The following is a 12818-nucleotide window of genomic DNA, read 5'->3' on the forward strand; positions in this document are numbered from 1 at the left end:
CGCCACTGCAAGCGCGCCGAGCGCTTGAGCAATTTGAGGGCTCCGCGCCCGGCGCGCTTGCCCAAACCGAAACCCATGATTATCAAGATCAAACCCGCAGACTCTCGTTATGAACGAGGGACCGAAGGGGGGCAGGTCAGCTCCAGTTCGGGACGCACAATAGCGATCAGCCGTTCGTTCGCTTCCTTTACCGCCCGGAAATCTTGGTAAGAAAGCGCGGCATCAACGGGCTCGCCTTGGGGGTCGAGTCCATTTTGTAGACACCTATGCCAGCTGTCTGCAATAGTCTCTGGGATCGCCCCATGCGAGAAGGCACCATTGTTTTCGAGTGAGGTGCGGGCTTTCATGAACAGTGATTGCACGTTTTCCTCCCCAAAAAGTGCGGTTCCCTCCCTCTCTAAACCACCTAGCGGCCTTTGCTTTCAAGCAATGTGTTCACTTTTTGAACGCTGATAACCGCGCCCATTAACATTTCTGAACATTTGGCGCGCCGACATCTGCACGACCAACCCCCATTAAAGGACGCAGACAAATTGCGTCCCTTAATGGAGGAAAGCATGAAAGCCCAAGTGCTTCACAAATATGATGATGATCTAACCGCGCCGTCTTGGCTGACGTATCAAGATGTGGCCGATCCCGCGATTTCGAAAGGTTCCGATGTAATTGTGCGCATCGGCGGGGCGGGGGTCTGTCGCACCGATTTGCATGTGATCGAGGGAGTCTGGCGGCCCCACATGGACCCAGAGGGCGACGCGCTCTTGCCACTGATTTTGGGCCACGAGAACGCTGGTTGGATCGAAGAGGTCGGCCCCGAGGTAGAGGGCCTGAAAAAGGGTGACCCAGTCATCGTGCACCCCAAAATATCCAACGGTACCTGTCTAGCATGTCGTCGCGGCGAAGACATGCACGGCGAAGGGACATTCCCTGGGCTAGACGCGAATGGCGGCTACGCCGAGGCGCTCGTAACCTCGGCACGCAACATCGTAGCGCTCCCAAAAACACTCAGCCCCAAAGATGTCGCGCCCTATTCGGATGCGGGACTGACTGCCTATCGCGCGGCAAAGAAGGCCACACGTCACCTAATGCCGGGTGAGTATTGCGTTGTCATCGGCGCGGGTGGTTTGGGCCACATCGCAATTCAGGTTTTGCGCGCCATGTGTGCCGCCGAGATCATCGTTGTCGATACCTCGGATGCATCGTTACAACTAGCGCAGGAATGTGGTGCCGACCACCTAGTCCGCGCCGATGGAGGAGAGGTCGATGCGGTTTTGTCTCTCACTAAAGGCCATGGCGCCGAAGCGGTTTTGGACTTCGTCGGTGAAAAAGGCACCACAGCTAAGGGTATCGCGATGACACGCAACGCCGGCAGCTACTACGTTGTCGGCTACGGTGAAGACGTCCAGGTCCCCACCGTTGATTTGGTAATTACCGAAAAGAACATCATCGGCAATCTAGTTGGCACTTGGGCCGAACTAACCGAACTCATGGAATTAGCGCACCGCGGATTGGTGAACCTTGAAACCCATGAGTTCAAACTAAAAGACGCCAACAACGCGCTTCAGGCACTACACCACGGAAAAATCAAAGGCCGCGCCGTTCTCGTCCCCTGAAAGCGACGCTGAGCAGGTCTTTGTTCACAATCAACTTTTCAACTTCTGGGAGGAAACTATGAAACAGCAACTAACGGGCTCTTTGTCCGCCTTTGCACTGGCCGTCACCGGTGTTCTAAGCGCACCGACAGCGCAAGCCGAAGACTACACGTCGTTTGGGATCCAGGAGGATCTGCCTGGGACATGTAACTACGCCGCAATCGACGCAAAGGACTATTCGGGCCGAACCCTGGACGTCATCACTCACGCCATCCCTGTGATCGGGGAACCCACCGCATTGCATGCGGAGCAATTCGAAGCCCTCACGGGCGCTGAGGTTAATGTGGTTCACGTACCCTTTGGAGATCTGTTCCAGCGAATCATGATTCCATTCCAAAGCGGTCAAAATGCCTATGACGTGCTCTTCTACGCGTCACTATGGATCGGCGATTTCAACCGCTTCCTCGCCCCCGTACCTGAAGCATATACTGCTTCGAGCGGCATGTCCGACGTCACAGACAGCTTCATAGGGGTCGCGACGTGGAACGGGGAGATGGTGCAATATCCGATGGATGGCGACCGCCACTATCTCAAATACCGAACCGACGTATTCGAAAATGAAGAGCTCCAAGCAAAATACTTGGCGGACACGGGCAACGAGCTGACCATCCCGGAAACATGGGAAGAGTATAACGCCGTGGCCGCCTATTTTTCGGGCTTTGATTGGGACGGGGATGGCGAGGTAAACTACGGCTCTGCGGAAGTCTCTAAGCGCGACGACCTGATGTTCTCTGCCTTCATCAGCCGTGCAGCTCCCTACGCCAAACACCCCGACGTTTCCGGTGGTTTCTTCTTCGATTTGGAAACCATGGAACCCCTGATTAACACGCCCGGTTTCGTGCGCGGTCTTGAGCTGTTCATTGAGGCGCAAAACGCGTTCCCACCGGGCGGTACCAGCTTTGGCCTAGGTGACGAAATCTTCTCCTTCGGGGGCGGTCAAACACTTATGAGCTACTCATGGGACGATGCTTTCATTCAAGCCCAGCAGGAAGAAAGCCGGATTCGCAACATGGTCGCTGCCGCACCGCTTCCCGGCGCAAAAGAAGTCTGGAACCGCGACACAGGACAGTGGGACAGTTTCGAGGAACCCAATCGAGCGCCTTACATGACTTGGGGTTGGTCATCGGCCGTGTCCGACCTGTCAGATAACAAGGAAATGGCGTTCGACTTTCTGTGCTTTTTCTCCAATGAGGCTAACACGTTTCACGATCTGCAAATCGGCCGTTTCGGCGTGAACCCCTACCGCGAGAGCCATTTTGACAGTGGTTTCTGGCAGGGCCTGGGTTGGGAAGCCAATGTGGCTGACAGCTATGTCGGAACACTCTCGGGTATGGAACAGAGCCCCAACCGCGTTTACGATCTGCGCGTGCCGGGTGTGGGACAGTTTATGTCCTCGATGGCCAACGGCGTGGCCGAAGCCATGGCAGGCCAGAAGTCGGCACAAGAAGCGCTTGACGGTGTGGCCGACGAATGGGCCGCCATCGTAGAACGTATTGGAGAAGATCGCCTGCGCGAGGCCTATGCCAACGTAGTGCGCCTAGAGGACAACTAAGGCTGCGACTTCATACGCCGCATCTGATCCCAGACTGCGGCGTACCCATTCCTCTTCGTTCTAGACACACTCAAGCGGGCCGCCTTGTCGGCCCGCTCTCCCCAACGGCGGTGAAAGACCTATGCTCAAGCCAAAACACTTCTTCCTATTGCCCGCGCTTCTCACGTTGGTGGCTATTATTTTCTTCCCACTGATTTTCACGGTCCGTGTCTCTTTTTCTAGCTGGGACGTCTATCAAGCAGGGCTCGATTTCATCGGGCGTAAGAATTACATGAGGGTCTTCGATGATGTACGGTTCTGGGAAAGCCTTTTGCGCCTATCCGCGCTTAGCTTCATCACCGTTACCCTTCAGTATGTCCTCGGTTTCGCGCTGGCGCTTGCCGTGTGGAAAGAGGTCAAGGGGCAGCGCATCTTCCGTGTTCTCTTTCTAATCCCGATGATGACGACGCCTGTGGTTATGTCAGTGATCTGGCGCACCATGCTTCACGAAAGCCTGGGACCGACCAACGACATCCTGTCCATGATCGGAATCGCCCCTGTGCCGTGGCTCTCCAGCGCTGCAGGGGCATTTATCAGCGTGGTCATGGTCGAGGTCTGGCAATGGACACCCTTTATGTTCCTGCTGATGTTGGCGGGGCTGGTCTCGCTGCCCAAGGAGCCCTACCTCGCCGCCGCCATCGACGGCGCAGGGCCGTGGCGCACCTTCTGGCAAGTGACCTTTCCGCTCATGGCGCCCATCTCCATCGGCGCGGTCATCATCCGCCTGATCGAGGCCTCCAAGATCATGGACACCGTCTATGTCTTGACCTCGGGCGGGCCAGGCACCGCCACCGAAACCCCATCCTACTACATCTACATCCGCGGTCTGCGTGACTTTCAGGTCGGATATTCGGCGGCGCTGTCGCTGACCTATTTAGTGCTAATGATCATCTCCCTGACGATCATCGCCAAGCTTCTGATGCGCTTTCTCGTCGGCAAGGAGGCCTGAGATGAGCCGCACCTATCATACCGTCAAATACCTGTGCCTGCTGGGCTGGTCGACCTTCGTGGTCTTCCCCTTCCTGTGGGCGCTCTCCACTTCGTTCAAGGACGCCAACGCGGTCACCAGCGGAGCGACCTATATCCCGTGGTTGGAGTTCGAACCCTCCACCCAAGGCTGGCAGTCGCTCTTCGCCTCGGGCAGTCAGGGGATCAACATCGTCACCCCCTTCATCAACTCCGCAACGGTCACGCTGATCGCCAGCGTCTTCAGCCTGACGCTGGGTACGCTCGCCGCCTACGGGCTGAGCCGCTACCAGTTCCGCGCGGGCTTCGTGAAGAATTCTGACATCACGTTCTTCTTCATCTCACAACGCATCATGCCGCCAATCGTGCTGGCCATCCCCTTCTTCCTCATGCTCAAGGAAATTGGCGCGCTCGACACGATCGCGGGACTGGTGCTGGTCTATATCGCGCTGCTCCTGCCGATCGCAGTCTGGGTAATGATCGACTTCTTCGGCTCCATCCCGCCTGAGCTGGACGAGATGGCAATGATTGACGGCTGCACGCCCATTGGCGCCTTTTTCCGCGTCATCCTGCCCAATTCCGTGGCGGGGATCGTCGTAGCTGGGATGTTCTGCCTGATCTTCGGCTGGAACGACTTCTTCTTCGCCTTCATCCTGACTTTCACCAAAACACAACTCTTGCCCGTGGCTATCGTGTCGCTCAATTCCTCTGTCACCCCGTGGTGGTCGCTCTCGGCCTTCGCGCTGATCTCGGTGACGCCGCTGGCGCTGGTTGCCGTGGTCGTGGAACGCTTCATGTCACGCGGATCCCTTGCAGGAGCCTTCAGGTAACATCATGCTGACACTCGAAAACCTCTCGACATCGGACCCGAAAGTGCCGCTCAAATCGCTCACAACGCGCTTCGAGGCGGGGAAAATCTACACCATCCTGGGCCGAACAGGCGCGGGCAAAACCGAGCTGCTGCGCACCCTGATCGGTCTCGACGAGATCAGCGAAGGCGCGATCCACCTCGACGACGAAGACCTCGGGCGCACCCCGATCCGTGCGCGCCAGATGGCCATGGTCTACCAGCAGTTCATCAACTACCCGCATCTCGACGTGCTCGACAACGTGGCCTTCCCGCTGCGGCGCAAAGGGCAGGACAAAGCCACGGCGCGGGCGCAGGCGAAAAAAGCGCTTGCCGTGGTGGGGCTCGCCGGTTTCGAGGCGCGTATGCCGCCCGAGCTGTCGGGCGGGCAACAACAGCGCGTCGCGCTGGCCCGTGCCATCGTCAAACATGCGCGCATCCTTCTGATGGATGAACCGCTGGCCAATCTCGACTACAAACTGCGCGAACAACTGCGCGAGGAATTCCCTCGCTTGCTCCATGAAAACGCCGAAGGAATCATCCTCTATTCGACCACGGAACCCGCCGAGGCCATGCAGCTGGGCGATGAACTGATTGTCATGCATGAAGGGAGGATCGTTGCGCAAGGCGATCCGAGCGCGCTCTTCGACGCGCCGCCAAGCGTGGATGTGGCCCGCGTCATCTCCGACCCGCCGATCTCGATCTGCGCAGGCGAGGTCCGTGACGGTACGTTGCGTTTCGCGGATGGTTTCACCGTGCCGCAAACCGGCCTGACCCTGCCGCCTGACGGGCAGTTGCAAATCGCCATTAGACCAGATGCGCTGACCATCGGTGGCGACATCACCGCGCACGTCTCACTGGCTGAGTTTTCCGGCTCGGACACAATCGTCCACCTGAAATTGCCCTTCGGGGAGGCGGTCATGCTGGTCGACGGCATTCATGAATTCCATAGCGGCGACAGTCTCGGTGTCGCGCTCGACCCCAAAGCGCTCATGCTCTTCTCGCAGGGCGGCGACAATATCACCGAAAGGGCCGACTGATGGCGGAAATCACCCTCAAAGGCCTCGCCCACTCCTATGCGCCCGACCCGAAATCCGACGCCGAGTACGCGCTCAAACCCGTGGACCTGACCTGGGAGGACGGGAAAACCTACGCGCTTTTAGGACCTTCGGGCTGTGGCAAGACGACTATGCTCAATATCATCTCCGGGCTACTAAAACCCTCCGACGGGCAGTTGCTCTTCGACGGGGTCGACGTCACGAAAGCGGGCACTGCCGCGCGCAACATCGCGCAGGTCTTCCAGTTCCCTGTGATCTACACGACCAAGACCGTGCGCCAGAACCTCGCGTTTCCACTTGAATGCCGCAATTGGGCCGCTGAGAAAATCACCGACCGTGTGGCCCATATTGCGCAGCTTCTCGATCTGTCCGATATTCTCGACGAACCCGCGCGCAAATTAAGCGCAGACCAAAAACAGCTGATCTCTTTGGGTCGAGGTCTTGTGCGTGATGACGTAAGTGCGGTGCTGCTCGACGAGCCGCTGACCGTCATCGACCCGCAGATGAAGTTCGAGCTGCGTCGAAAGCTGCGCGAGATCAACCGCGCAACGGGGATAACTATGATCCTCGTCACCCACGATCAGGCCGAGGCCATGTCCTTTGCCGATGAAGTCGTGGTGATGAAGGACGGGCGCGTGCAGCAGTCGGGATCACCAGAACAACTATTTAAACGTCCGGACAACGAATTCGTGGGCTACTTCATCGGATCGCCACCACTCAATCTATTCACTACGGAACTGCGCAGCGATCGATTGTACTGCCCTATGCTTGACCTCACCTTCGAGATGCCGAAAACTGCACTGCAGGGTCCCACCCGATTTGGAGTTCGTCCTGAGCATGTTCATTTGTTCGAAGAGCCGAACAAAATGCCTCGCGCAATTGTTGAGTCGGTAGAAAGTCACGGGATCGAGCGCATATTCACTCTTCGCACAACCAACAATGAAACACTTAAGGCAAAATCCCGACGACACAAAAACCTAGTTCAAGGCACTGAAGTTGGCCTGTCAGTTGACCGTAGTGATTTGCTGATGTTCAGAGACGGGCAGCTAATTGGTGATGGATTGGGAAATACAAGCGAGTGAGCTTTATGATTCCCAGCTTTTCCCAGTTCTCTATCCCATTAGTCTAGAAGTCTGAGACATATGCGCGTTGAACCATGCTAAGGCTATTTCCCCCAACCCGACCAACAACGGCAGCTTGATGCCAAAAGGTTCGTCCGATGTCTGCTGTCGCGCTTTGGGTCAACTCAGGCTTTGCGGAGCGCTTGCTCCTACGACGTCTTCCTGTTTCAGCTTTCCAACAGATCCTCAATGAAACTCTCCTGCCGGTCCAACACTTGCTCCCACTCCGGCGGCACCCCATCGTCTCGATCCATCTCCTCCGGCCGGAAGCCTTCGGTATCAGGTTTTAACGCTACCGCCCGCATCGCGCGCGCCTGCCGCCGCCGTGACCTCAACGTTCCAGTTGTTTCCTGTTCTTCCTCAACATCACCATCTTCGCCACCATCAACCCAAGGCCCCACCCCTTCCACACTTGGCGGATAGGGGTAGTCCCTGCCCTCCTGTTGCTCGACCATCGCTTTGAACAACGGATCGTCGTAATACTTGATCCGCTGCGCCTTGATCGGATGCTGCGGCGAGGCAAGGATGATCACCTCGTCAGGGTCCAGAAGGCGGGCCTCGGTTTCCGAAAGGAGCGGTCGTTCCTCCAACCGCGCGCTGGTCGAGGTTGCCCCCAGAATCCCCTTGTTGCGCCCATACATGCGTGTGATCGCCTCGCGCGTCGTACTGCCAACCGCCGCCGACACTTCCCGAACCGTGCGCTGATCGCGCGGCGTGATGTAGAGCTTGAGCCCTGCCCCGTTCTCGAGGCTCTCACGACCCTCGGACCCATAGATACGATCGAGCGCCGCCAGGGACTGCGCAATCATCGCCACCCGCCCGCCATAGCTCGCCAGAGAATGGATCGCACGCTCGAGATAGGGCATGGCCCCCATCTGCTGGAATTCATCGATCATCATCATGACCGGCCAGGGCTCATCTGGGCCCGGTTCATTCAGGCGCAGGCTGGCAATGAGATCGGCAAACATGAGACGCAGGAGCGGGGCCAACGTCGCGATGTGATCTTCGGAGACCACGATGTAGAGCGAATGCGGTTCGCGCCGGAACTGGCCAAAGTCGAAGTCAATTGCCTCGGTCGCAGACCGCACCGCCGGGTTGTCCCATTGCTTGAGGCCCGCGGTCATCAGGGCCTGGATGTTCGAGGTCAAAAGCCGCGACGATGCGCTGGCCGCGTTGGTCCAAAGCTCCCGCACAACCTCTTCCTTTGCCTCTTCCGCATAGGCGCTGTACTGGGCGTTTTTGTAGTCGCCTGCCGAGACGATCTTGTTCACCTCCCCCAGGGTCGGCGTGCCACGCTGGATTGCCAGCAGACAGGCGGCGACGAAGATCGACTTGCCTGCCTCGGAGAAAGTGTCGAGGGTCTTGTTATCCTTGTCGAGGAAGAGATCGGCCAGAATCGAAACTTCGGTGAACTGCTGCGCAAAACTGGGATAGGCTGCGATCCGGGCCAGTGGGTTGTAGCGGTGGGTGCTGTTGGCCCAGTCGAACGGGCTGAACCGGAATACCTCATCGCCATTGAGTGCCCTCAACCGTGAGGTCTTGTCGAAATTCTCGCCTTTGACGTCGAGCACCACGACGGACCCGGCAAAAGACAAAAGGTTTGGGATCACGAAGCCCACGCCTTTACCGGCACGGGTCGGGGCCACTATCATGACATGCGGGATCTCTGTAGAAGAAATGAACTCGGCTTTGGATTTCGGCTTGCCGAGTTTGCCGCAGACAAAACCTGTGCCGGGACCTTGCAGCATGCCGTTCTTTCGAAGCTCCGCCTTGGTCTGCCAATGGGCCGAACCATAGTCGTCTTGCTCGCGCTTCCAGGTCCAGGCGGCAGCGAGAACGCCAAGTCCGAGCGCCCCGAAGCCGACAGCGCCAAACGCCACCTTGAAGGCCTCGGGATGGGCGAGGCGCAAGCCCGAACTGGCACGCCAGACGGCGAACATGTCGAACTGGCCAAAACCGGTGCGCAAGGCCAGCGCCAGATAGAAACTGGCGACAATGGTGCCCAGCAATGTGCCACAGATCAGACCGAAGGGCACCGCGGCCCAGAGAGGAATGGGTTTCATGGGTAGCGCTCCGGTCAGAAGGACAGGTCGTCGTCGAGATTGCGCCCGAGATCACGGAATTTGGCCTGCTCGGCTTCCATCTGCCGGGCCACCTCCGTCACCTTGTCCTGCTGCAGGGCGGCGGCGCGATCGGTGAAGACCTGATCGCCGGCTTCCTCATGCGTCATTTCGAGGAATTCCTGCGTGACCGTGATCTGATCAATCTTGCCGGGCAGCGCTTCTTCCAACACGGCGTAGTTACCGCGTCGCAGCTCGGCCAGGCCTTCCTCACCCAACTCCTTGAAGAGCTCGGACTGCAAGGTCCGCTCGACCACCTCTTCCTGTTCCTCGGTAAGCGTGCCCTCTTTCAGCATGTTCGCCAGTTCCTGCAGATAGACGTTCGGTCCTCGGTCTGCATCGTCCACCAGTGAGAGGTCATGCCCATCCTCAGCGTTGAGCCCTACCCCGACCGGCACACCCAGTTCACGTGCCCGTTCCATGATGCGGTCGATCACGCCATCAACCTTTTCGAGCGCGGCATCGAGTTGGTTATCATTGGCGGTCTCTACCGTGAGGCCGTCCTTCGCCAAGACCGCATCCATGTCTCGCTCGACCCAATCCTGAGCCAACCCGTAATTCATAGTGCCGCCCGAGACGATGCGGGCAGTGAGATCGTCGCCGTCGATCCCTGCTTCCCGCGCATCGGACAGGATGCCCTCCAGACCCTCATCCTGCCTGGATTGCAGCGCTTCGATCAGACGCGCATCCCCTGCCCCCGGTGGATAGGGTTCGGCCAGGTCCCGCCCAAACCGCGCCCGCAGGTCTGGGTCGGGAACCATCTGCGACAGGTCGCGAATAATCGGTGCCGCTTTCACCTCAAAACTGGCGCGTGCTTCACCGTCCAGTTCCTCGGCCTTGAGCCGCAGGGCCTCGATGGTGCGCTCGGAATACTCGATCGCATCCCCGACGGTCTGGATGTCCTTCATGTCTATCTCTCCTGCGGTGAACTGGTGAACGGTATTGGTGCCAAGCCCCTTGGCCATGGCCCGCACGGCGCGGGCGAGGTGACGCTGATCCAAGCGATCCAGAAGATCGGCAAGCTTGGCATAGTCTTTGGCAAAGCCCACGACCTGGGCCTGGGCGATGGCGGATTCCTCAGGCCTCATCGCGATCTCACGCGGCAGACGCGCTTCTTCCTTGGCGCGGTAGATTTCTTCGATACCGGGAGCCTTGGCGAAGATACCGCGCTCAAGCCGCGTGGTCGCGTCCAGCATCACGCCATAGCCCTCTGCGATCTCCGCCTGTTTCTCACGCATGAGCTGCGGTGACATCACCCCCTCGGCCCAGCAGGAAAACCAGGTCCCCAGCTCGCGGCCACGATTGTTCAAAACGATATGCGCATGGCGGTGCGCGCGGTCATCATGGACCGCCAGGACGTAGTCCCACTGGTCGCCATATTCACCGCTCTCGAAGAAATGTTCCGCCCAGTCGAGCGCGATGTCGCGGACCTTGTCGGTGCTAACATCTGTCGGAAAGGACAGAAGCATGTGAGAGGTAAAGCCGAGCTTCGTGGTGCCCCGCCAGGTCTCGGCCCAGGAGTCGATAATGTTGTCCTTCTGCTCGCCTGTCAGAACCGCCGCCTCATCTAGCGGATTGGTCATCGTCGAATAGCTGAAGACCGCCTTGTCGTTGATGTAGGAGAGCTGGTTGCCGAGCGAAGCACGCGTCTTGCACCCCCCTGCCCTGATCCGCTTGAACACCGCCGCCCGGCTCTGACCGGATGCTGCCTTCGCAATGTTGCGCACCGAAAGCCGTCCAACCCGCGCAAAGCTTCGCCCCTGTCGGCGTCCTGCCAGCCGCGCTTCGATCCGCGCCTGGGCCTTGCCTCGGATACGCTCGTCTTCCCAGAGGCGGCCCATGACAGAGGTATAGAGGGAAAGCGGGTCAGCCATGTAGAGCGTTCCGGTTCTTAGTCTTCACATCATGTATCGGAGTTCGCGTTCGAGGCTTGCCGAGAGGCAGCGAAGCCCGATCCGATTTTGAACCGGAACGCTCATCAGCCTCCGCTTCAACTGGTTCGACGCCCTCGTCATCGACTACTTCCCGCAGCCCTGCCCCGCGCTGTACCTGTGCCAGATCCTTCATCGCGCCCAGTTCACGGGTCATCTTCAGCGCCAGTTCGACAAGCTCGGAGACCAGTGTCCGATCCTCTTCCGTGAGCACCGTCCGTCCCCGCCGCACCGCCTTGGCGAGAACCATCCCGGCATCGGTCAAATCGCGTGATTGACGCCAGGCCCCGACAAATCCATCGAGCCGATCCGCTGTGACATCCATGAACCCGCAGCGCGCTCGCACCACCGCTTTGAGAGCCTGACTGCGGTTGGCGAATCCCCGCACCCGCCACTCTGCATCGAAGGCAGAAAGCTCGGATTGAGACGCTCGGAAGGTGACAACCTCGGACGGATCGCGGACAGCAACACCCTCTCCGATTTCCTCCTTGGCAAGCCGCGAAACGTGCCGCACCGACACGCCGAATTCGGCTGACAAGTTCTGCGCCGCTTCGCCGGCCTGGAACCGCCCGGCAATCTCGATCCGCTGTTCGATCGTCAGGTTTTTGCGCGAACGCTTCACTTCAGACCCCTCGGACAAAATGTGTATACATTTGCCATATCCTGCCAATGTCTATTCTTACTACGTTTTATATATTTCTTACCTTCATGTCAATTTGTCTTTACCTGAAACAGGGTGAGTCTGGGAGTCGAATGAGCGTTTCAGAATACCCTCAGGGTCCAATCCTTGCTGACCGAATTGGCCTTATTTAACTCGGGTAACACGCAGTTTCAGAAGCCACCGGCTCCGTCTGAGGCACGCGTAAAACTAGGGGCAACAGGCAAAGAAAAAGGCCACCCGAAACGGGTGACTTTTAGGTTCCAAGACAGCTTTCAGGTGCTAGTCAGGCGATGACCCCGTCGTGATCCGTGAGCACCATGCCTTCCGTGACACCGACAAAGAGCGGTGTGATCTGGTACTCGTCCTCCGCGTTTTCCGGCGGCGTCACGGCAACAATCGCAACCGCAGGTACTCCGTCGAGGAAACAGGAAAACATAGCGAAATTGTCGTGCTCTCCCGAAGTCAGCGCCTAAAAGGCGCTGATATGTTCAGGACACATGTTGGTGCTCATGTGACGATCCCTCCAGCTTCGCGAGCACGTTCGGCATAGGAGCTGAGTGGCGCGTCGGCTTTGAAGTGGAGATCCCGCTCGATCGGTAGGCCTAGACGGCCGCGATGCGCCTTGAGGACGCTGAGCCGAACTGAACCCAGTTCCGGATAGCCAAGGCCAAGATCGCACAATCCGAAACAGATATCCGGATCGTCGGGATCGGTTTCGCTCAGGAGCCAGGTGGCGCCGCCGTCTGGAGTGAAGAGTTTGACCACCGGGGGATGGTCGATGGTGTCCTCGCCAGCTTCGATGCGGGTCTGGTTTTCTCGGCCATTGGCGGCAAGCTGGTCGAGGATGGCTTGGGGCAGAAGTTCCATTGTGTCC

The 12818-nt window shown here is 58.4% G+C and carries 12 protein-coding genes; 6 read left to right on the forward strand and 6 right to left on the reverse strand.

Annotation, left to right across the window (positions count from 1 at the left end; translation table 11 throughout):
* Positions 1-107 precede the first annotated feature (107 nt).
* Positions 108-362, reverse strand: a complete 255-nt coding sequence (locus AB9K34_RS13995) for a hypothetical protein (RefSeq protein ID WP_369955049.1) — start codon at positions 360-362, stop codon at positions 108-110.
* Positions 363-557: 195 nt separating this feature from the next.
* Between AB9K34_RS13995 and AB9K34_RS14000 the strand changes: the two genes are divergently transcribed.
* From AB9K34_RS14000 to AB9K34_RS14025, 6 genes are all read left to right on the forward strand, one after another.
* Entirely contained in the window at positions 558-1610 is a 1053-nt protein-coding gene (locus AB9K34_RS14000; RefSeq protein WP_369955050.1) for an NAD(P)-dependent alcohol dehydrogenase, read from the forward strand.
* A gap of 58 nt (positions 1611-1668) precedes the next feature.
* Positions 1669-3201, forward strand: a complete 1533-nt coding sequence (locus AB9K34_RS14005; RefSeq protein ID WP_369955051.1) for an ABC transporter substrate-binding protein — start codon at positions 1669-1671, stop codon at positions 3199-3201.
* 121 nt (positions 3202-3322) lie between these two features.
* Entirely contained in the window at positions 3323-4189 is an 867-nt protein-coding gene (locus tag AB9K34_RS14010) for a carbohydrate ABC transporter permease (RefSeq protein ID WP_369955052.1), read from the forward strand.
* A 1-nt stretch (position 4190) separates the two neighbouring features.
* Positions 4191-5036 (forward strand): carbohydrate ABC transporter permease, encoded by an 846-nt coding sequence (locus AB9K34_RS14015; protein ID WP_369955053.1) that lies wholly within the window; start codon positions 4191-4193, stop codon positions 5034-5036.
* A gap of 4 nt (positions 5037-5040) precedes the next feature.
* On the forward strand, positions 5041-6093 hold the full coding sequence (locus tag AB9K34_RS14020) for an ABC transporter ATP-binding protein (protein ID WP_369955054.1): 1053 nt from the start codon (positions 5041-5043) through the stop codon (positions 6091-6093).
* Positions 6093-7193: an ABC transporter ATP-binding protein gene (locus AB9K34_RS14025; protein WP_369955055.1), complete on the forward strand. Its 1101-nt coding sequence runs from the start codon at positions 6093-6095 to the stop codon at positions 7191-7193. The genes AB9K34_RS14020 and AB9K34_RS14025 overlap by 1 nt, the downstream gene beginning before the upstream one ends.
* Positions 7194-7399: 206 nt before the next feature.
* Here the strand turns inward: AB9K34_RS14025 and AB9K34_RS14030 are convergent, their stop codons facing one another.
* From AB9K34_RS14030 to AB9K34_RS14050, 5 genes are all read right to left on the reverse strand, one after another.
* The gene (locus tag AB9K34_RS14030) at positions 7400-9295 is read right to left on the reverse strand and encodes a type IV secretory system conjugative DNA transfer family protein (RefSeq protein WP_369955056.1); all 1896 of its coding nucleotides are present in this window, start codon (positions 9293-9295) and stop codon (positions 7400-7402) included.
* A gap of 14 nt (positions 9296-9309) precedes the next feature.
* Positions 9310-11226: a relaxase/mobilization nuclease domain-containing protein gene (locus tag AB9K34_RS14035; RefSeq protein WP_369955057.1), complete on the reverse strand. Its 1917-nt coding sequence runs from the start codon at positions 11224-11226 to the stop codon at positions 9310-9312.
* Complete coding sequence (locus AB9K34_RS14040) at positions 11219-11905, reverse strand: hypothetical protein (RefSeq protein WP_369955058.1); 687 nt, start codon at positions 11903-11905, stop codon at positions 11219-11221. Before AB9K34_RS14040 ends, AB9K34_RS14035 begins: the two co-directional genes overlap by 8 nt.
* A 322-nt stretch (positions 11906-12227) precedes the next feature.
* The gene (locus tag AB9K34_RS14045; protein WP_369955059.1) at positions 12228-12380 is read right to left on the reverse strand and encodes a hypothetical protein; all 153 of its coding nucleotides are present in this window, start codon (positions 12378-12380) and stop codon (positions 12228-12230) included.
* 71 nt (positions 12381-12451) lie between these two features.
* The gene (locus tag AB9K34_RS14050) at positions 12452-12811 is read right to left on the reverse strand and encodes a DUF2958 domain-containing protein (protein ID WP_369955060.1); all 360 of its coding nucleotides are present in this window, start codon (positions 12809-12811) and stop codon (positions 12452-12454) included.
* Positions 12812-12818: the final 7 nt, after the last annotated feature.

The organism is Sedimentitalea sp. XS_ASV28 (assembly GCF_041224545.1).
GTDB lineage: Bacteria > Pseudomonadota > Alphaproteobacteria > Rhodobacterales > Rhodobacteraceae > Sedimentitalea.

Bases quoted from the DNA above. Each gene is read 5' to 3' on its own strand.
- AB9K34_RS14000 (WP_369955050.1), top strand. From the start codon at position 558: ATGAAAGCCCAAGTGCTTCACAAATATGATGATGATCTAACCGCGCCG.
- AB9K34_RS14005 (WP_369955051.1), top strand. From the start codon at position 1,669: ATGAAACAGCAACTAACGGGCTCTTTGTCCGCCTTTGCACTGGCCGTC.
- AB9K34_RS14010 (WP_369955052.1), top strand. From the start codon at position 3,323: ATGCTCAAGCCAAAACACTTCTTCCTATTGCCCGCGCTTCTCACGTTG.
- AB9K34_RS14015 (WP_369955053.1), top strand. From the start codon at position 4,191: ATGAGCCGCACCTATCATACCGTCAAATACCTGTGCCTGCTGGGCTGG.
- AB9K34_RS14020 (WP_369955054.1), top strand. From the start codon at position 5,041: ATGCTGACACTCGAAAACCTCTCGACATCGGACCCGAAAGTGCCGCTC.
- AB9K34_RS14025 (WP_369955055.1), top strand. From the start codon at position 6,093: ATGGCGGAAATCACCCTCAAAGGCCTCGCCCACTCCTATGCGCCCGAC.
- AB9K34_RS14030 (WP_369955056.1), bottom strand. From the start codon at position 9,295: ATGAAACCCATTCCTCTCTGGGCCGCGGTGCCCTTCGGTCTGATCTGT.
- AB9K34_RS14035 (WP_369955057.1), bottom strand. From the start codon at position 11,226: ATGGCTGACCCGCTTTCCCTCTATACCTCTGTCATGGGCCGCCTCTGG.
- AB9K34_RS14045 (WP_369955059.1), bottom strand. From the start codon at position 12,380: ATGTTTTCCTGTTTCCTCGACGGAGTACCTGCGGTTGCGATTGTTGCC.
- AB9K34_RS14050 (WP_369955060.1), bottom strand. From the start codon at position 12,811: ATGGAACTTCTGCCCCAAGCCATCCTCGACCAGCTTGCCGCCAATGGC.